This window comes from Phytopseudomonas dryadis, assembly GCF_004327355.1.
GTDB classification, from domain to species: Bacteria; Pseudomonadota; Gammaproteobacteria; order Pseudomonadales; family Pseudomonadaceae; genus Aquipseudomonas; species Aquipseudomonas dryadis.
Window position 1 is genome coordinate 170,253 of record NZ_QJUM01000006.1, and the last position, 18,801, is coordinate 189,053.

Sequence of the window (18,801 nt, forward strand, 5' to 3'; positions counted from 1 at the left end):
TTTGCGCCTCAGAGCACTTCGGCGATGGCGCGGGTCACGACCGGCAGGTTGCGCGTGTTCAGCGCGGCCACACAGATGCGGCCGGTGCCCACGGCGTAGATGCCGAACTCGTTTTTCAGGCGCTCGACCTGTTCGGTGGTCAGGCCCGAATAGGAGAACATGCCGCGTTGCTCGGCGACGAAACCGAAATCGCGCTTGGCGTTCAGGGCGGCCAGTTGCTCGACCATGGCCAGGCGCATGTCGCGGATGCGCTGGCGCATTTCGCCCAGTTCCGCTTCCCACATGGCCCGCAGCTCGGGGTTGTTGAGCACCGCGGAAACCACGCTGGCGCCGTGGGTCGGCGGATTGGAGTAGTTGGTGCGGATCACGCGCTTGACCTGCGACAGCACGCGGCCGGTTTCTTCCCCGGAGCCGGTGACGATGGACAGGGCGCCGACCCGCTCGCCATACAGCGAAAAGGATTTGGAGAAGGAGCTGGAGACGAAGAACGTCAGGTCGGATTGGGCGAACAAACGCACGGCGGCGGCGTCTTCTTCAATACCGTCACCGAAACCCTGGTAGGCGATATCGAGGAAGGGCACATGCTCACGTTCGCGTACGATCTCGAGAACCGCCTGCCAGTCTTCCAGGCTCAGGTCGACGCCGGTGGGGTTGTGGCAGCAGGCGTGCAGCACGACGATGGAGCGGGCCGGCAGGTTTTTCAGGTCTTCGATCAGGCCGCCACGGTTGACGCCATTGCTGAAGGCGTCGTAGTAGCGGTAGTTGCGCACTGGGAAGCCGGCGGACTCGAACAGGGCGCGATGGTTTTCCCAGCTCGGGTCGCTGATGGCGACCGTGGCGTCTGGCAGCAGGCGTTTGAGGAAGTCGGCGCCGATCTTCAGGGCGCCGGTGCCGCCGATGGCCTGGGCGGTGATGACCCGGCCCTGCTGGATCAGCGGCGAATCGTCGCCCAGCAGCATCGTCTGTACGGCCTTGTCGTAGGCCGCGATACCTTCGATGGGCAGGTAACCGCGCGGTGCATGGGCAGCGGTCAGGACGGTTTCCGCCTCGGCCACGGCGCGCAGCAGGGGGATGCGACCTTCCTCGTTGGTGTAGACGCCAACGCCAAGGTTGACCTTGGTGGGGCGGGGGTCGGCGTTGAATGCTTCGTTGAGGCCCAGGATGGGATCGCGCGGAGCCATTTCGACGGCGGAGAACAGACTCATGGAGGCGGCAGCTCTATGGTGAGGGTGGGTTTCGAGCAACCCCGGCAACTGAGACTAGGGGTTGCGCAAGCGGATCGTTAGTATAGCGAGCCAGACCGTGTGTCGCGACAGCGGCCACACGCTTTTCGCCAGGTTTTGACGCCGGCTGTTTCGCCGCGTCACAGCCGTTTGTCGAGGTAGTTATGTCCGAGTTTCAATTGGTCACCCGTTTTCAGCCGGCAGGCGATCAGCCGGAGGCGATTCGGCAGATGGTCGAAGGGCTGGAGGCGGGGCTGTCGCACCAGACCCTGCTTGGCGTGACCGGCTCCGGGAAGACCTTCAGCATCGCCAACGTGATCGCCCAGGTGCGGCGTCCGACCCTGGTGCTGGCGCCGAACAAGACCCTGGCCGCCCAGTTGTACGGCGAGTTCAAGACGTTCTTCCCGAACAATGCGGTGGAGTACTTCGTTTCCTACTACGACTACTACCAGCCCGAGGCCTATGTGCCGTCGTCGGATACCTTCATCGAGAAGGATGCGTCGATCAACGACCACATCGAGCAGATGCGCCTGTCGGCGACCAAGGCGCTGATCGAGCGCAAGGACGTCATCGTGGTCTGCACCGTGTCGTCGATCTATGGCTTGGGCAGCCCCGAGGAGTACCTGAAAATGGTGCTGCACCTCGACCGCGGCGACAAGATGGATCAGCGCGCGCTGCTGCGCCGCCTGGCCGAGTTGCAGTACACGCGCAACGACATGGATTTCGCCCGGGCGACCTTTCGCGTGCGCGGCGATGTGATCGATATCTTCCCCGCCGAATCCGACCTCGAAGCGATCCGCGTCGAACTGTTCGACGACGAGGTGGAGAACATCAGCGCCTTCGATCCGCTGACCGGAGAGGTGATCAGCCGCCTGCCGCGCTTCACCTTCTACCCCAAGAGCCACTACGTCACGCCCCGCGAGACGCTGCTCGAGGCGATGGAGCGGATCAAGGTCGAGCTCAAGGAGCGCCTGGACTACCTGCGTGGCGCCAACAAGCTGGTCGAGGCCCAGCGCCTCGAGCAGCGCACCCGCTTCGATCTGGAGATGATCCTCGAGCTGGGTTACTGCAACGGTATCGAGAACTACTCCCGCTACCTCTCGGGACGCGACCCGGGCGCGCCGCCGCCGACGCTCTACGACTACCTGCCGGACGAGGCCCTGCTGGTGATCGACGAGTCCCACGTCAGCGTGCCCCAGGTCGGCGCCATGTACAAAGGCGACCGCTCGCGCAAGGAAACCCTGGTCGAGTACGGTTTTCGCCTGCCCTCGGCGCTGGATAACCGGCCGATGCGTTTCGAGGAGTGGGAGGCGGCCAGTCCGCAGACCATCTTCGTCTCGGCGACGCCTGGCCCCTACGAGGCCGATCATGCCGGCCGGGTGATCGAGCAGGTGGTGCGGCCCACGGGGCTGGTCGATCCGCAGATCGAAGTGCGCCCGGCACGCACCCAGGTCGACGATCTGCTGTCCGAGATCAGCAAGCGCGTGGCGCTGGAGGAGCGTGTGCTGGTCACCACCCTGACCAAGCGCATGGCCGAGGATCTGACCGATTACCTGGGCGACCACGGGGTCAAGGTGCGCTACCTGCACTCGGATATCGATACCGTGGAGCGGGTCGAGATCATCCGCGACCTGCGCATCGGCGCCTTCGATGTGCTGGTGGGCATCAACCTGCTGCGCGAGGGGCTGGATATGCCCGAGGTGTCGCTGGTGGCGATCCTCGATGCCGACAAGGAAGGCTTCCTGCGTTCCGAGCGCTCGTTGATCCAGACCATCGGCCGCGCCGCGCGTAACCTCAACGGCCGCGCCATCCTCTATGCCGACCGCATGACCGGCTCCATGGAGCGCGCCATCGGCGAGACCGAGCGGCGTCGGGACAAGCAGATCGCCTTCAACGAGGCCCATGGCATCGTACCCAAGGGCGTGTTCAAGGACGTTCAGGACATCCTCGAAGGCGCCACCGTGCCGGGTTCGCGCAGCAACAAGCGCAAGGGCATGGCCAAGGCCGCCGAGGAAAGCGCCCGCTACGAAGCCGAGTTGCGCTCGCCGAGCGAGATCACCAAGCGCATCCGCCAGCTGGAAGAGAAGATGTACCAGCTGGCCCGCGACCTGGAGTTCGAGGCGGCGGCGCAGCTGCGCGACGAGATCCAGAAGCTGCGCGAGCGGCTGCTGGCCGTGTGAATGAAGCTGATTGTGGAGGAGGGCTGATGCGCAGCGTGGAGGGCGCCAGGATCTATCTGGCGGGGTTCGATGTGTTCCGCGCCGATGCCGACGAGCACGGCGACTACCTGAAGGCCCTGTGCCGGGAACAGGGAATGGAGGGCCTGCACCCCTTCGACAACGAGGTGCGGGGCGGTCTGCCCATGGGCGAACGGGCCAGCCTCATTTGCCGGCTGAACATGCAGATGATCCGCGATGCCGACGCGGTGCTGGCCAACCTCAACCTGTTTCGTGGCGATGAGCCGGACTCCGGTACGGCGTTCGAGGTCGGCATGGCCGTGGCCCTGGGCAAGCCGGTGTGGGCCTACTTCGAGCAGTGCGGCGCCATGCGTGAATGGATCGCCGGCGATGGCCAGGGGCGTGATGCCCGGGGCTTCTGGATCGAGGATTTCGGCCTGCCGCGCAACCTGATGCTGGCCTGCAGCTGGGCCGGCTGCAGCGGCACCGTGGAGGATGCGGTGGCGGCGTTGAGCCGGTACCTGAATGGATTGCTGGCAGAGGGCTGATGCAGGCGCCTTGCGAAACCCGGATTACGCCTTCGGCTGATCCAGGCTACGGTCTGACCGCTGGAGCCGTCGGGCCTGGCCCTGCTACTATTCGCACTTTCCGCGAAAGCCTCTCCGGCTCGGCCTGATGGTGGTTTTCGCCCCATTGCATCGGGATTTTCCATGACCACCGTCCGTACCCGCATCGCTCCGTCGCCCACTGGCGATCCGCACGTAGGCACTGCCTACATCGCCCTGTTCAACCTGTGTTTCGCCAGGCAGCACGGCGGTGAGTTCATCCTGCGTATCGAGGACACCGACCAGCTGCGCTCGACCCGCGAGTCGGAACAGCAGATCTACGACGCCCTGCGCTGGTTGGGCATCGAATGGAACGAAGGCCCCGATGTCGGCGGCCCCTATGGCCCGTATCGGCAGAGCGAGCGCGGCGAGATCTACCGTAAGTACGCCCTTGAGCTGGTGGAGAAGGGCCATGCCTTCTACTGCTTCTGCACCCCGCAAGAGCTCGACCAGATGCGTGCCGAACAGATCGCCCGGGGCGAGACGCCGCGTTACGACGGTCGTGGCCTGCTGCTCTCCGCCGAGGAGGTGCAGCGCCGCCTGGCGGCGGGCGAGCCCCACGTGATCCGCATGAAGGTGCCCAGCGAGGGCATTTGCGTCGTGCCGGACATGCTGCGCGGCGATGTCGAGATTCCCTGGGATCGCATGGACATGCAGGTGCTGATGAAGACCGATGGCCTGCCCACCTATTTCCTCGCCAACGTGGTCGACGACCACCTGATGAAGATCACCCACGTGCTGCGTGGCGAGGAGTGGCTGCCGTCGGCGCCCAAGCTGATCCTGCTCTACGAATACTTCGGCTGGGAAAAGCCGCAACTGTGCTACATGCCGCTGCTGCGCAACCCCGACAAGAGCAAGCTGTCCAAGCGCAAGAACCCGACCTCGATCACCTTCTACGAGCGCATGGGCTTCCTGCCCCAGGCCATGCTCAACTACCTGGGCCGCATGGGCTGGTCGATGCCGGACGAGCGCGAGAAGTTCACCCTGGGCGAGATGATCGAGCACTTCGACATCAACCGCGTGTCGCTGGGCGGGCCGATCTTCGATCTGGAGAAGCTATCCTGGCTCAACGGCCAGTGGCTGCGCGAGCTGCCGCTGGAGACCTTCGCCGCCGAAGTGCAGAAGTGGGCGCTCAACCCCGAGTACCTGATGAAGATCGCCCCGCATGTGCAGGGCAGGGTGGAGACCTTCAGCCAGATCGCGCCACTGGCCGGCTTCTTCTTCGCCGGTGGCGTGCAGCCCGACAAGGCGTTGTTCGAGCACAAGAAACTCGCCGAGGATCAGGTGCGCCTGCTCATGCAGTTGATCCTGTGGAAGCTCGAAGCCCTGCGCCAGTGGGAAAAGGAGCGGATCACCGCCTGTATCCAGGCCGTGGTCGAGCACCTGCAGTTGAAGCTGCGCGACGCCATGCCGTTGATGTTCGCCGCGATCACCGGGCAGGCCAGTTCGGTTTCCGTGCTCGATGCCATGGAGATTCTCGGGCCGGATCTCACCCGTTTCCGTCTGCGCCAGGCCATCGAGTTGCTCGGCGGCGTGTCGAAGAAGGAAAACAAGGAGTGGGAGAAGCGCCTGGCCAGCATCGGTTGACCTTGGCGGAAAAGGCGCTGCAGGCTTGAGACTGGACGAGGGGCGTGATTGCTCTTGCGTCCCGCGTTCGGCCTCCAGCGCTTTTTTCGAATACAGTTCTTGAAAGCGGGCGCAGGTGAAAGGATGCGCCCGCCGGTCGCCAGCCGAACCCGAAAACCGGCCGTTTGCGGTAAGTGATTGTTATGTCAGCGAAAAAAAATGCATTGCCGGTAAAAATTTTGTTGACAGGGTGCAGGGGCGCACTTAACATGCGCCCCGTCCTCGAGATGGGGCTATAGCTCAGCTGGGAGAGCGCTTGCATGGCATGCAAGAGGTCGACGGTTCGATCCCGTCTAGCTCCACCAATCTCTTAAAGCCGAAAGGCTTGCCACAACCGGTTCAGCGAACGGGTTGAGTTGTTAGAAGGGTTTGCGTCCCCTTCGTCTAGTGGCCTAGGACACCGCCCTTTCACGGCGGTAACAGGGGTTCGAGTCCCCTAGGGGACGCCATTATTTCCAGCCGCAGCGCTTCGGCGCTGTGTGTCGAGAGACGTTAAATCCGGGGCTATAGCTCAGCTGGGAGAGCGCTTGCATGGCATGCAAGAGGTCGACGGTTCGATCCCGTCTAGCTCCACCAATTCCACGACAGGCCAGCCTAGCGCTGGCCTTGTTCTTCGAAGGTTTCGTCCCCTTCGTCTAGTGGCCTAGGACACCGCCCTTTCACGGCGGTAACAGGGGTTCGAGTCCCCTAGGGGACGCCAGTTTGCCCGCTCTGCGGGATTTTTAAGGGTCATTCTTCCGGGAATGGCCCTTTTGTTTTTTCAGCACCCTGATAACGTGGCGCGCGGCGGCGTTCATGCCGAACGCCGGCAGAATGCTGATCAGATAAGGTTTTCGTAGGCGCCTACAGACGATCGGCAAACCGCCGCTCGTGTAGGAGCGCCGCCCTCGGCGCGATACGATCGTGGCCATCCTGCAGAATCCGTGGCGTGGCCACCATTCGCCGCGGGGTCGCGGCTCCTACGAGGCCGTGGCAAGCCACCGCCCGTGTAGGAGCGCCGCCCTCGGCGCGATACGATCGTGGCCATCCTGCAAGAATCGCGGTATGACCACCATTCGCCGCGGGGTCGCGGCTCCTACGGGATCGCGACAAACCACCGATCGTGTAGGAGCGTCGACCTCGGCGCGATACGATCGTGGCCATCCTGCAAGAATCGCGGTATGACCACCATTCGCCGCGGGGTCGCGGCTCCTACGGGATCGCGGCAAACCACCGATCGTGTAGGAGCGTCGACCTCGGCGCGATACGATCGTGGCCATCCTGCAGAATCCGTGGCGTGGCCACCATTCGCCGCGGGGTCGCGGCTCCTACGGGATCGCGACAAACCACCGCTCGTGTAGGCGCGTCGACCTCGGCGCGATGCGCTGACGGCCATGCTGCAGAAATAGCGCTATGGCCACGATTCGCCGCGAGGTCGCGGCTTGTATGTTCTCCTACAGGGTCAGGGCAAGCCGCCTGGGCTGCCGGCCATGCGTAAGGCGCTGCCCGATAAGCGGGTATCATTCATGTCGACCGGTTCGCCGAGGCAGGCGAGCTGGCGCACACTCTGGAGCAGCATTCATGAACTGGGACAGGCCGGATCCTTTCGTGATCGAACTGGCGGTCGGGTCTGAAGACATCGACGGCCTGGGGCATGCCAACAATGCCGTGTACGTGACCTGGCTGGAACGCTGCGCCTGGCGTCACTCGCAGTTTCTCGGCCTGGATCTGGTCGAGTACCGCCGGCTCGACCGGGCCATGGCGGTGGTGCGGCACGAGATCGACTACCTGGCGAGCGCCTACGAAGGGCAGCAGCTGTCGATGGGCACCTGGATCGTCGCGTCCGATCAGCGCCTGAAAATGGATCGCTGCTTCCAGTTGATCCGCCCGCAGGACGGCACCACCCTGTTGCGCGCCAAGACCACCTTCGTCTGTATCGAGCTGTCCAGCGGCAGGCCGAAGCGTATGCCACCGGAGTTCATCGAGGGTTATGGACGTGCCTTGTTTCAGGGGTGAGTGCGCTCAGGGTCTGCGGGTTGCAAGGCTTCCTCGGGAGCCAGGAACAGCGAATCGCTGCTGAATTTCACCTGGTAGCGCCGATTCTCGCCGGGCTGCAGCAGTAGCGACTGGCTGCTGAGCTGGTTCAACTGCCCGCAATAGGCCGCGCGCGCGGGTCTCAACACCAGGGTGAGTTCGCCGCTGGGCACGTCGACGGTCACGCTTTCACCGACCGGCAGCGAGACCAGTAGCTGTTCGTCGATGCTCAGTTCGATATCGCAGGCATTCGGTGCGTCGCGATCCCGGCTGAGGGTCAGGCGTGCGCTGGCCGCCGGGTCGAGGACTATGCCGCTGGATATCGCTTCGCTGGCCGGCACGGCGCCACTGCCTAGCAGCAGCGCAAGCAGGCCAGCGCTTATCTTGCCCATGGCATTTCTCGCTTGAGCGGGGTGTATGCAGTGGACTGCCTGACCATGCTGGCGTTCCCCCGGTTTCTCGGCGACAGAAAGCGTTACACGCCGGATGCCTCGTCGCTACACTGGGCGCCGTTTTTACTGGCCGCCCTTGTCACCCGGCCATTTTCTCGAGGTTCTTTATGCAGATCGCGCTGGCGCCCATGGAGGGCTTGGTCGATGAAATCCTCCGCGATGTACTGACGCGGGTCGGCGGCATCGACTGGTGCGTGACCGAGTTCATTCGGGTTACCGAGCGGGTGTTGCCGGTTTCCACCTACCGCAAGTTGGCGCCGGAACTGTTCACTGCCGCGCAGACGGCGGCCGGTACGCCGCTGCGGGTACAGTTTCTCGGCTCCGATCCGCAGTGCTTGGCCGACAATGCGGCGTTCGCCTGTACCCTGGGCGCGCCGGCCATCGATCTGAATTTCGGCTGCCCGGCCAAGACCGTGAACAAGTCCCGGGGTGGTGCCGTGCTGCTCAAGGAGCCGGAGCTGCTGCATGCCATCGTGCGCGAGGTGCGGCGCAGCGTGCCGCTGGCGATCCCGGTGACGGCGAAGATGCGTTTGGGCTTCGATCACAAGGAACATGCCGTCGAATGTGCCCAGGCGCTGGCCGCAGGCGGTGCCGCGCAGATCGTCGTCCATGCCCGCACCAAGGTCGAAGGCTACAGGCCGCCGGCGCACTGGGAGTGGGTGGCGCGGGTGCGGGATGCCGTGGCGGTTCCGGTGTATGCCAATGGCGAGGTGTGGTCGCTGGCCGACTGGCGGCGCTGCTGCGAGGTGAGTGGTGTCGAGGACATCATGCTCGGCCGTGGGCTGGTGGCGTGTCCCGATCTGGCCCGGCAGATCGCCGCGGCGCGGGCCGGGCAGGCTGTCGAAGCCATGACCTGGCAGGAGCTGCAGCCGCTGCTGGCGGATTTCTGGTTGCAGGCGCGGCGCAAGATTTCGCCACGTTATGCGCCGGGGCGCCTGAAACAGTGGTTGGCCATGCTCACGCGCAGCTACCCCCAGGCGGTCGAGCTGTTCAGCCTGCTGCGCCGGGAGAACGACTGCGAGCGGATCGATGCGCTGCTCGGCGTGGCGTTCGCCCCGGAGCGGGCAGTGTGCCGGGTGGATTAGCCAAACCCACGGTACAAGGCACAGCTTGCCCCGTAGCCTGGCGTTGAGCGCAGCGATACCCAGGGTGCGGTTTCCCGGGTGTCGCTGCGCTCGACCCGGGCTATGCAAGGATAGCGTTCGACTCGAAGTCGTTTACCTCTCAGCATGGCAATGCTGATTGCGTAGCCTGTCGAGACGTTCGGCGGATTCAGCACCAGGTGCGCAGAATGGCCACATTCGTGTAGGAGCCGCGACCCCGCGGCGAAGCGTGGACATACCGCGATTTCTTCGCCATGGCCGCCATCGCATCGCGCCGGGGGCGACGCTCCTGCTGGTCAACCCTGACTGCGAACGGGCCAAGGATCTAAGGCGCTGTGGCGGCGCGCCACGGCTGGCGCCGGTAATCAGCATGACCTTGCCCATGGTGACCGCTCCTTGCAGTCAGGCCCTTGAAATTTTCCGGCGTGTCCACATTTTCACTACTGCGGGATGCCGAAGTCGGGTTCCGCACTTTATCACTCGCTGAAAATCAGGAGCCAAACCATGAGCAATGCATTTTCCATGACCCCGCTGTTCCGTCAGTCCATCGGTTTCGACCGCTTCAACGACCTGTTCGAGTCGGCGATGCGCAACGAGGCGGGCAGCAGCTATCCCCCTTACAACGTCGAGAAGCATGCCGACGATCGCTACCGCATCGTCATCGCCGCCGCCGGTTTCCAGGATGAAGACCTGGATCTGCAGGTCGAGCGCGGCGTCTTGACCGTCACCGGCGGCAAGCGTGGCGACACGGGCGATAACGTCACTTACCTGTACCAGGGCATCGCCCAGCGTTCGTTCAAGCTGTCGTTCCGCCTGGCCGACCATATCGAGGTCAAGGGCGCCAATCTGGTCAACGGCCTGCTGAACATCGACCTGGAGCGTCTGGTGCCGGAAGAAGCCAAGGCCAAGCGCATCCCGATCGGTGCCGCACGCCCGGTGCTGGAGAACTGAGCGGTCGCGTTGTAAGTGGATAAGCGAAGGCGCCTGCGGGCGCCTTCGTCGTTTCTGCGATCAACCGAGTAGCGGTCGCTGCGCGGTGTGCAGCAGCAGGGCACGAAACTCCGCCAGTGGTTGCGGGCGGCTGAACAGGTAGCCCTGGTAGCAATGGCAGCCCTGGCGTTGCAGGAATTCCAGCTGTTCCTGTTGCTCGACGCCTTCGGCGATCACCGCCAGGCCCAGGCTCAGGCCCAGGGCGACGATGGCGCGGATGATCTCGGCATCGCTGGGGTTGCGGGTGGCGTCGCGCACGAACGACTGGTCGATCTTCAGGACATCCACCGGCAAGCGCTTGAGGTAGGTCAGCGAGGAATAGCCGGTACCGAAATCGTCCATGGCGAAACTCACGCCCAGGCGTCGCAGGCGGTTCATCTTGGCGATGGTGTCGTCGATGTTCTGGATCACGATGCCTTCGGTGATCTCCAGCTTGAGCATGCCTTCGGGCAGATGGCTGTTGCGCAGGCAGCTTTCCACGCGCTCGACGAAATCGTTCTGCAGGAATTGTCGGGTGCTGATGTTCACGCACAGGCTGAAGTCTTCGTCGATGACGCGTTCGTCGAGCAACTGCGCGCAGACATGGCAGGCCTCGACCATGACCCAAGCGCCGACTTCGAGGATCAGCCCGCTTTCTTCCAGGACGTGGATGAACAGGGCGGGCGACTGCTCGCCGAGGGTCGGGTGGATCCAGCGCAGCAGCGCCTCGGCGCCGATGATCTGGCCGTTATGGGCATCGACCTGGGGCTGGAAGTACAGCTCGAATTCACCGCGGGCCAGGGCCAGGCGCAGTTCGTTTTCCAGGCGCAGGCGCTCGCTGGCGGCGTGCTGCATGCTGTTGTGGAACAGCTGGACGGCGTTGCGGCCTGAATCCTTGGCCCGGTACAGGGCGATGTCCGCGCGTTTGAGCAGATCGGCGGGGGTATGGCCGTGGTCGGGAATCAGGGCGATACCGATGCTGGGCGTGACCTGCAGGCGATGGCCATCGAGCAGCATGGGTTCGGCCAGCAGCTTGCGCAGCTTGTCGGCGGCGCTGCGCGCATGGCTGATGACCTGCTGGCGCTTGCCTTCGATGCCGGTCAGCAGCACGACGAATTCGTCACCGCCGAGCCGGGCCACGGTGTCCTCTTCGCGGACGCTGGCCTCCAGGCGTGCGGTGACCATCCTCAGCACCGCGTCGCCCAGCGGGTGGCCGAGCGAATCGTTGATGTGCTTGAAGTGGTCGAGGTCGAGGAACAGCAGGGCGCCGCGCAGCTCATGGCGTTGCAGCAGGGCGATCTGCTGGGTCAGGCGATCCATCAGCAGGGCGCGGTTGGGCAGGTTGGTCAGCGGGTCGTGGTAGGCCAGGTGCTGGATCTGCGCCTGAGCGGCCTTGAGTTCGCCGATGTCCCGCGCGGTCAGCAGCAGGCAGGGTTCCCCATCCAGTTCGATCTGTTCGACGGACACTTCGACATCCAGGTACTTGCCGGTGCGATCACGCCCCCGCATTTCCAGGCGATGGATGCGTCCGTCCTTGTGCAGTGCCTCGAGCATGCGCTGGCGCTGTTCGGCACTTGCCCAGATGTCGAGTTGCGTGGAGGTGCGGCCGATGACTTCTTCCGCGCTGTAGCCGGTGAGCCGGCTGAAGCCATCGTTGACTTCGATGTAGCGGCCGCTGTCGCGCGCGGTGATGGTGATGGCGTCCGGACTGGAGTGGAAGGCCTTGTAGAACTTTTCCTGGCTGGACTTGAGCGCCGCTTCGGCGCGCTGTCGTTCGGTGATGTCGCGGAAGGTGGTGAGGATGCAGGGCTGGCCGTCGAATTCGATGCGCCGGCAGGACACCACACAGGTCAGGGGCCGGCCTTGCGCGTCGAGCAAGTCGACGTTTTCGTCGCCCAGGTCGCGCCCTTGCCGCAGCTTTGCGCGCAGGCCGGACTGCTGTGGCAGATCGCTCCAGGGGCGCAGGTCGAAAATGCCACGGCCCACCAGTTCCTCGGCTTGCCAGGCGAAGGCCTGGGTGAAGCTCGGGTTGATTTCCAGGATGCGGCCTTCCGGCAAGGTGGTGACGCAGATTGGGTCCGGGCTGGCCTGGAACAGCGTGGCGAACTTGCGCTCCGACGCCTGCAGGCGCTGTTCGCGCAGGGTGCGCTCGCTGGTATCGATGAGGATGCCGGTCATGCGCAGCGGCTGGCCCTGGGCGTCGCGATAGAGCTTGGCGGTGCTCTCCAGGTAGTGCACCTGCCGGTGGCTGTCGAACGCCCGGTAGGTCACCTGATAGTCCTGGCCGCTGCCTTGCCGCAGCTCCTGGTAGGCCCGGCGCATGCTGCGGCGTTCGCGCATGGGCACGAAGGCGAAGAACTCGCGAAAGGGGCCGTGAAAGGGCTGCGCCGGCAGGCCATGGAGCATGGCTGTGCGAGCCGAGGCGAACAGCGTGTTGCTGGGGATGTGCCAGTCCCAGGTACCCAGGTCGGCCGACTCCAGCGCCAGCCTGAGACGTTCCTGGCTGTCCGCCAGGGCCTGTTCCTGGACGCGTTGCCGGGTGATGTCGCGGATCACCCCGAACATCTTGCGTTGCCCGCTGCCGCCGGTCTGCAGGCTGCCGCTGATTTCCAGCCAGTGCAGGCTGCCGTCCGGCCAGCGTATGCGCTGGCGGAGCGCCTGGCTGCTGGGGGCGCCATCGAGTACGGCCTGGAACTGGCGCAACACTTCGGTGCGGTCTTCTTCGGGAATCAGGTCGATGTAATCGATTGGCGTACGCAGTGGCCGGTTGGGATCGAGGCCGAAGAGTTTCTGCGCGCCGCGTGACCAGTTGACTTCGCCGCTGCTGATATTCCAGTACCAGGCGCCGAGTTGCGCACCATTGAGGGCCGCCAGCAGGCGTTGGGCGTCGTGCCAGGTTTTCTCGAACTCGGCGGGATCGAGCGCGGGTACATAGGGCAGTGGTGGGCGATTGTCATTGGAGTTGCCCATGGTGGCCCTTCCTCTATACGGGGCGGCTTGGTAGCGCTTGGGGCGGCCTGGCAAGTCAGTCTCGGTGCGGCACTGCCTGGCTGCGAGCAGCCAGGCACGGCAATCACGTTAGCTGTTGCAAGGGCGCGAGCGCAAGGTCGTCACGCTGGGCATCGAGCAATTGCATGAAGGCGCGGGCGGCGTTGGACAGGGTGCGCTCGGTATGCACGATGTAGCCCAGTTGCCGGGACAACTGGATACCCGGCAGCGGCAGGCGGGAGACCTGTTCGTCGAGCATGGTGCGTGGCAGCACGCTCCAGGCCAGGCCGATGGAGACCATCATCTTGATGGTCTCCAGGTAGTTGGTGCTCATGGCGATATTGGGGGTCAGCCCCTGGGCTTCGAACAGGCGCTGGACGATGTGGTGGGTGAAGGTGTTGCCACCGGGGAACACCGCCGGGTGCAGGGCCACGTCGGCCAGGCTGACGCCGCTGTCGCGCGCCAGGGGGTGCTCGGGGGCGGTGACGAAATCCAGCGGATCGTCCCATACCGCGACAGCGCGCACCGGCTCGCGGGTTTCCGGGGCCAGGGTGATCACCGCCAGTTCGGCGCGGCCATGGAAGACTTCTTCATAGGCCACTTCGGAGTCGAGGAACTGGATGTCCAGGGCCACCTGCGGGTAGGCGCGGGTAAAGGCGCGCAGCAGTGGCGGCAGGCGATGCAGGCCGATGTGGTGGCTGGTGGCCAGGGTCAGGCGGCCGGTGATCTCGCCATTGAGGTTGGTCAGGGCGCGGCGCGTGTCCTCCAGCACGTTGAGAATCTGATAGGCGCGCGGCAGCAGGGCGCGTCCGGCCTCGGTGAGGCTGACTTCACGGCCCAGGCGGTCGAACAGGCGCACGCGCAATTGCTGTTCCAGGCTGGCGATGCGTTTGCTCACGGCCGGCTGGGTCAGGTGCAGGCGCATCGCCGCCTCGGAAAAACTGCCGAGTTCGGCGATGGCGATAAAGGCGTTCAATGTAGCTAGATCCATGACTTACCCGAATGACGTTAAAGGCGCTGGACGAGAAAGGCCGGAAGCCGAGAACAGCGCTGGAGGCTGAAGGCTGGACGAAAAAGCCTGGTAGCCCGGGTTGAGCGGAGCGACACCCGGGGAGGTTTCACCTGGGTATCGCTGCGCTCGACCCAGGCTACGGGGCAGAAGCCGATAAGAGCGCCAGAGGCTGGAGGCTGAACGAAAAAGCTTGACAGGGGCAAGGCCCGAGCAAAACCCTCTCCAGCCTCCAGCCTCCAGCCTCCAGCCTCCAGCCTCCAGCCTCCAGCCTCCAGCCTCCAGCCTCCAGCCTCCAGCCTCCAGCCTCCAGCCTCCAGCCTCCGATTCTATATGAATTCCTCCTGGGAATCCTCTGGATGAAAAATATGAATTTGAGTTATTTGCACGGTGGTCTTAGCATTCTCCCCATAAGCCAAAGGGCTATTGGCCCCAGGCATAGAAACGCGCTGATGAGGACAGGTACATGGCCGGCAAGACGCTGTATGACAAGTTGTGGGAAATGCACGAGGTGAAGCGTCGCGACGATGGTTCGTCGCTGATCTACATCGACCGTCACATCCTTCACGAAGTGACCTCGCCCCAGGCCTTCGAAGGCCTGCGCCTGGCTGGCCGCAAACCCTGGCGGATCGACGCCAACATCGCCACCCCCGATCACAACGTGCCGACCACCCGCACCGAGCGTCTGGGCGGGCTGGACGCCATCGCCGACGAAGTGTCGCGCATCCAGGTCAAGACCCTGGACGAGAACTGCGACGACTTCGGCATTCTCGAATTCAAGATGAATGACGTCCGTCAGGGCATCGTCCACGTGGTCGGCCCGGAGCAGGGCGCGACCTTGCCGGGCATGACCGTGGTCTGCGGCGACTCGCACACCTCCACCCATGGCGCGTTCGGCGCCCTGGCCCACGGCATCGGCACCTCGGAGGTCGAGCATGTGCTGGCGACCCAGTGCCTGGTGGCGAAGAAGATGAAGAACATGCAGGTGCGCGTGGAAGGCACCTTGCCCTTCGGCGTCACCGCCAAGGACATCGTGCTCGCGGTGATCGGCAGGATCGGCACCGCCGGCGGCAATGGCCATGCCCTGGAGTTTGCTGGCAGCGCGATTCGCGGCCTGTCCCTCGAAGGGCGCATGACCATCTGCAACATGTCCATCGAGGCCGGTGCCCGCGTGGGCCTGGTGGCGGTGGACGAGAAGACCATCGACTACGTCAAGGGCCGTCCGTATTCGCCGAAGGGCGAGCACTGGGAGCAGGCCGTCGCCGTGTGGCGCGACCTGGTTTCCGATGACGATGCCCATTTCGATACCGTCGTCGAACTCAAGGCCGAAGACATCAAGCCCCAGGTGAGCTGGGGCACTTCGCCGGAAATGGTGCTGGCGGTCGACCAGAACGTGCCGGACCCGGCCCGCGAAAGCGATCCGGTGAAGAAGGATTCGATCACTCGTGCCCTGAAATACATGGGCCTGAGCGCCAACCAGCCGATCACCAGCATCCAGCTCGACCGCGTGTTCATCGGCTCGTGCACCAATTCACGGATCGAGGATCTGCGTGCCGCGGCCCTCGTCGCCAAGGGCCGCAAGGTTGCCAGCACCATCAAGCAGGCGCTGGTGGTGCCGGGCTCGGGGCTGGTCAAGGCCCAGGCGGAAAGCGAGGGGCTGGACAGGATCTTCATCGAGGCCGGCTTCGAGTGGCGTGAACCGGGCTGCTCCATGTGCCTGGCGATGAACCCCGACAAGCTCGGCAACGGCGAACACTGCGCCTCGACCTCCAACCGCAACTTCGAGGGGCGCCAGGGCGCCGGCGGACGTACCCACCTGGTCAGTCCGGCCATGGCGGCGGCGGCGGCGGTGACCGGCCGTTTCATCGATGTTCGCGAACTGATCCAGGCCTGAGGAGTAGCGCATGAGAGCCTTTACCCAACATACCGGCCTGGTCGCCCCCCTCGATCGTGCCAACGTCGACACCGACCAGATCATTCCCAAGCAGTTTCTCAAGTCGATCAAGCGTACCGGCTTCGGCCCCAACCTGTTCGACGAGTGGCGCTACCTGGATGTCGGGCAGCCGAATCAGGACAACTCCAATCGTCCGATCAACAAGGATTTCGTGCTGAACTTCCCGCGCTACCAGGGCGCCAGCGTGCTGCTCGCGCGGGAGAACTTCGGTTGCGGCTCGAGCCGCGAGCACGCGCCCTGGGCGCTGGACGAGTACGGTTTCCGCACCGTCATCGCGCCGAGCTTCGCCGATATCTTCTACAACAACAGTTTCAAGAACGGCCTGCTGCCGATCATCCTCGGCGAAGACGAGGTCGACGCACTGTTCCAGCAGGCCGAGGCCGAGGAAGGCTATCAGCTGACCGTCGACCTGCAGGCGCAGACCGTGACCCGTCCCGATGGTGTGCAGTATTCGTTCGAAGTCGATGCGTTCCGCAAGCACTGCCTGCTCAACGGCCTCGACGATATCGGCCTGACCCTGCAGGACGCCGACGCCATCCGCGCCTTCGAGGTCGGATATCAGCAGCGCCAGCCCTGGTTGTTCGGCGCCATCAAGTAAACACGAAGGCGCGCGCAGTAGCGCAGCCCCAAGGAGTCCGCGGTGAGCGACAAAGCCCATGTACAGGTGGTTCAGCGGCAGTTCGGCGAGCAGGCCAATGCCTACCTGACCAGTGCCGTGCATGCCCAGGGCAGCGAATTCGCCCTGTTGCAGGCCGAAGTGGCCGGGTGCGACAGCGCCCGTGTGCTCGACCTGGGGTGCGGTGCGGGACACGTGGCTTTCCAGGTGGCGCCGTTGGTGGGCGAGGTCGTGGCCTACGACCTTTCCGAACAGATGCTCGAGGTGGTCGCCGGTTCCGCTGCCCAGCGCGGCCTGGGCAATCTGCGCACCGTTCGCGGCGCGGCCGAACGCCTGCCGTTCGCCGATGGCGAGTTCGATTTCGTCTTCAGTCGCTATTCGGCGCACCACTGGAGCGACCTCGGCCTGGCCCTGCGGGAAGTGCGCCGGGTGCTCAAGCCGGGCGGCGTGGCGGCTTTCATCGATGTGGCGTCGCCGGGCCGACCACTGCTGGACACCTACCTGCAAACCGTCGAGGTACTGCGTGACACCAGCCACGTGCGCGACTACTCGCCGGCCGAGTGGTTACGCCAGGTCAGCGAGGCGGGGCTGCAGGTGCGCAGTCACACACGTCAACGCCTGCGTCTCGAGTTCGCTTCCTGGGTCGAGCGCATGCGCACGCCCCAGGTCATGCGCGAGGCGATCCTGACCTTGCAGGCCGCGGTCGGCGAGGAAGTGCGCGAGTACTTCGAGGTCGCCGCCGATGGCTCCTTCAGCACCGATGTGCTGGTGCTCTGGGCGGAAAGATAAGGTTACCTGTTGTCCCTCGAGGGGCACCGCACCCCATTGACCCCGGTCGCCGGGGCGTCGAACATGGCGCCCCTTGCGCGGGGAGATGGCGGTTGGCGGGCCCGTTCAAGTTGAAATGGCCGAGTTGCCGTGCGACCCGAGCTTCGTGAAGGAAAAAGACATGAGCAAGCAGATTCTGATTCTCCCCGGCGACGGTATCGGCCCGGAAATCATGGCCGAAGCGGTCAAGGTGCTGCGCCTGGCCAATGACAAGTTCGGCCTGGACGTCGAGCTGTCGTTCGACGAGCTGGGCGGCGCCGCCGTGGACAAGTACGGCGTGCCGCTGGCCGACCAGACTCTGGAGCGCGCGCGCGCGGCCGATGCCGTGCTGCTCGGTGCGGTGGGCGGGCCCAAGTGGGACAGGATCGACCCGGCCATCCGCCCGGAGCGTGGCCTGCTGAAGATCCGCTCGCAACTGGGCCTGTTCGCCAACCTGCGTCCGGCCATTCTCTATCCGCAACTGGCCGATGCCTCCTCGCTCAAGCCGGAAGTGGTGGCCGGCCTGGATATCCTCATCGTCCGCGAACTGACGGGTGGCATCTACTTCGGTCAGCCGCGGGAAAGTAAAGTGCTGGAGAACGGCGAGCGCATGGCCTACGACACCCTGCCGTACAGCGAGAGCGAGATCCGGCGCATCGCCCGGGTCGGTTTCGACATGGCCCGGGTGCGTGGCAACAAGCTGTGCTCGGTGGACAAGGCCAACGTGCTCGCCTCCAGCCAGCTGTGGCGCGCCGTGGTCGAGGAGGTGGCGAGGGATTACCCGGACGTCGAACTCAGCCACATGTACGTCGACAACGCCGCCATGCAACTGGTGCGCGCGCCCAAGCAGTTCGACGTGGTGGTCACCGACAACATGTTCGGCGACATCCTCTCGGACGAGGCTTCCATGCTCACCGGTTCCATCGGCATGCTGCCGTCCGCTTCGCTGGACGCCAACAACAAGGGCATGTACGAGCCGTGCCATGGTTCGGCGCCGGACATCGCCGGGCAGGGCATCGCCAACCCCCTGGCGACCATCCTCTCGGTCTCGATGATGCTGCGCTACAGCTTCAACCAGGCCCAGGCCGCCGATGCCATCGAGCAGGCGGTGAGTCGCGTGCTGGATCAGGGCTTGCGTACCGGCGACATCCACTCGGCGGGTACGACCAAGGTCGGCACCGCGGCAATGGGCGATGCGGTAGTCGAAGCACTGCGTAGTCTGTAATCTTCCAGGCCCCCGGGGATCGTCCGGCGGTTTG

At 64.5% G+C, this 18,801-nt stretch carries 14 protein-coding genes and 4 tRNA genes; 14 read left to right on the forward strand and 4 right to left on the reverse strand.

Going from position 1 to position 18,801, the window contains the following annotated elements:
* Positions 1-8: 8 nt before the first annotated feature.
* The gene (locus tag DNK34_RS07225) at positions 9-1,205 is read right to left on the reverse strand and encodes an amino acid aminotransferase (RefSeq protein WP_131174031.1); all 1,197 of its coding nucleotides are present in this window, start codon (positions 1,203-1,205) and stop codon (positions 9-11) included.
* Positions 1,206-1,387: 182 nt separating this feature from the next.
* Here DNK34_RS07225 and uvrB point away from each other — a divergent pair, with 182 nt between their 5' ends.
* From uvrB to DNK34_RS07265, 8 genes are all read left to right on the forward strand, one after another.
* Positions 1,388-3,403: an excinuclease ABC subunit UvrB gene (gene uvrB / locus DNK34_RS07230; RefSeq protein WP_131174032.1), complete on the forward strand. Its 2,016-nt coding sequence runs from the start codon at positions 1,388-1,390 to the stop codon at positions 3,401-3,403.
* A 26-nt stretch (positions 3,404-3,429) separates the two neighbouring features.
* Positions 3,430-3,948: a nucleoside 2-deoxyribosyltransferase gene (locus DNK34_RS07235; RefSeq protein WP_131174033.1), complete on the forward strand. Its 519-nt coding sequence runs from the start codon at positions 3,430-3,432 to the stop codon at positions 3,946-3,948.
* Between the two features lie 162 nt (positions 3,949-4,110).
* Positions 4,111-5,592, forward strand: coding sequence for a glutamate--tRNA ligase (gltX, locus tag DNK34_RS07240; RefSeq protein ID WP_131174034.1), 1,482 nt, complete (start codon positions 4,111-4,113; stop codon positions 5,590-5,592).
* Between the two features lie 268 nt (positions 5,593-5,860).
* Positions 5,861-5,936: transfer RNA gene (locus DNK34_RS07245), tRNA-Ala, on the forward strand.
* Positions 5,937-6,004: 68 nt separating this feature from the next.
* Positions 6,005-6,080: transfer RNA gene (locus DNK34_RS07250), tRNA-Glu, on the forward strand.
* A 51-nt stretch (positions 6,081-6,131) separates the two neighbouring features.
* Positions 6,132-6,207 (forward strand) — tRNA-Ala (locus DNK34_RS07255).
* 48 nt (positions 6,208-6,255) lie between these two features.
* A tRNA-Glu gene (locus DNK34_RS07260) sits at positions 6,256-6,331 on the forward strand.
* Between the two features lie 860 nt (positions 6,332-7,191).
* Positions 7,192-7,626: an acyl-CoA thioesterase gene (locus DNK34_RS07265; RefSeq protein WP_131174035.1), complete on the forward strand. Its 435-nt coding sequence runs from the start codon at positions 7,192-7,194 to the stop codon at positions 7,624-7,626.
* On the opposite strand, the gene DNK34_RS07270 is transcribed toward DNK34_RS07265, so the two are convergent.
* Entirely contained in the window at positions 7,617-8,036 is a 420-nt protein-coding gene (locus tag DNK34_RS07270; RefSeq protein ID WP_131174036.1) for a hypothetical protein, read from the reverse strand. The two genes, DNK34_RS07265 and DNK34_RS07270, sit on opposite strands and share 10 nt — an antisense overlap.
* A 167-nt stretch (positions 8,037-8,203) precedes the next feature.
* Here DNK34_RS07270 and DNK34_RS07275 point away from each other — a divergent pair, with 167 nt between their 5' ends.
* Positions 8,204-9,181 (forward strand): tRNA dihydrouridine synthase, encoded by a 978-nt coding sequence (locus DNK34_RS07275; RefSeq protein ID WP_131174037.1) that lies wholly within the window; start codon positions 8,204-8,206, stop codon positions 9,179-9,181.
* A 522-nt stretch (positions 9,182-9,703) separates the two neighbouring features.
* Positions 9,704-10,150, forward strand: coding sequence for an Hsp20 family protein (locus DNK34_RS07280; RefSeq protein ID WP_131174038.1), 447 nt, complete (start codon positions 9,704-9,706; stop codon positions 10,148-10,150).
* Between the two features lie 60 nt (positions 10,151-10,210).
* Here the strand turns inward: DNK34_RS07280 and DNK34_RS07285 are convergent, their stop codons facing one another.
* Both DNK34_RS07285 and DNK34_RS07290 read right to left on the reverse strand, forming a co-directional pair.
* A complete protein-coding gene (locus DNK34_RS07285; RefSeq protein WP_131174039.1) occupies positions 10,211-13,138 on the reverse strand; it encodes an EAL domain-containing protein in 2,928 nt (975 codons plus the stop codon).
* 103 nt (positions 13,139-13,241) lie between these two features.
* The gene (locus DNK34_RS07290; RefSeq protein ID WP_131174040.1) at positions 13,242-14,147 is read right to left on the reverse strand and encodes a LysR family transcriptional regulator; all 906 of its coding nucleotides are present in this window, start codon (positions 14,145-14,147) and stop codon (positions 13,242-13,244) included.
* Positions 14,148-14,631: 484 nt separating this feature from the next.
* Here DNK34_RS07290 and leuC point away from each other — a divergent pair, with 484 nt between their 5' ends.
* From leuC to leuB, 4 genes are all read left to right on the forward strand, one after another.
* Positions 14,632-16,059 (forward strand): 3-isopropylmalate dehydratase large subunit, encoded by a 1,428-nt coding sequence (gene leuC, locus DNK34_RS07300; protein ID WP_131174041.1) that lies wholly within the window; start codon positions 14,632-14,634, stop codon positions 16,057-16,059.
* 10 nt (positions 16,060-16,069) lie between these two features.
* A complete protein-coding gene (gene leuD, locus DNK34_RS07305) occupies positions 16,070-16,717 on the forward strand; it encodes a 3-isopropylmalate dehydratase small subunit (protein WP_131174042.1) in 648 nt (215 codons plus the stop codon).
* Positions 16,718-16,759: 42 nt separating this feature from the next.
* A complete protein-coding gene (locus DNK34_RS07310) occupies positions 16,760-17,524 on the forward strand; it encodes a class I SAM-dependent methyltransferase (protein WP_131174043.1) in 765 nt (254 codons plus the stop codon).
* Positions 17,525-17,684: 160 nt separating this feature from the next.
* A complete protein-coding gene (gene leuB / locus DNK34_RS07315; protein ID WP_131174044.1) occupies positions 17,685-18,767 on the forward strand; it encodes a 3-isopropylmalate dehydrogenase in 1,083 nt (360 codons plus the stop codon).
* Positions 18,768-18,801 lie beyond the last annotated feature (34 nt).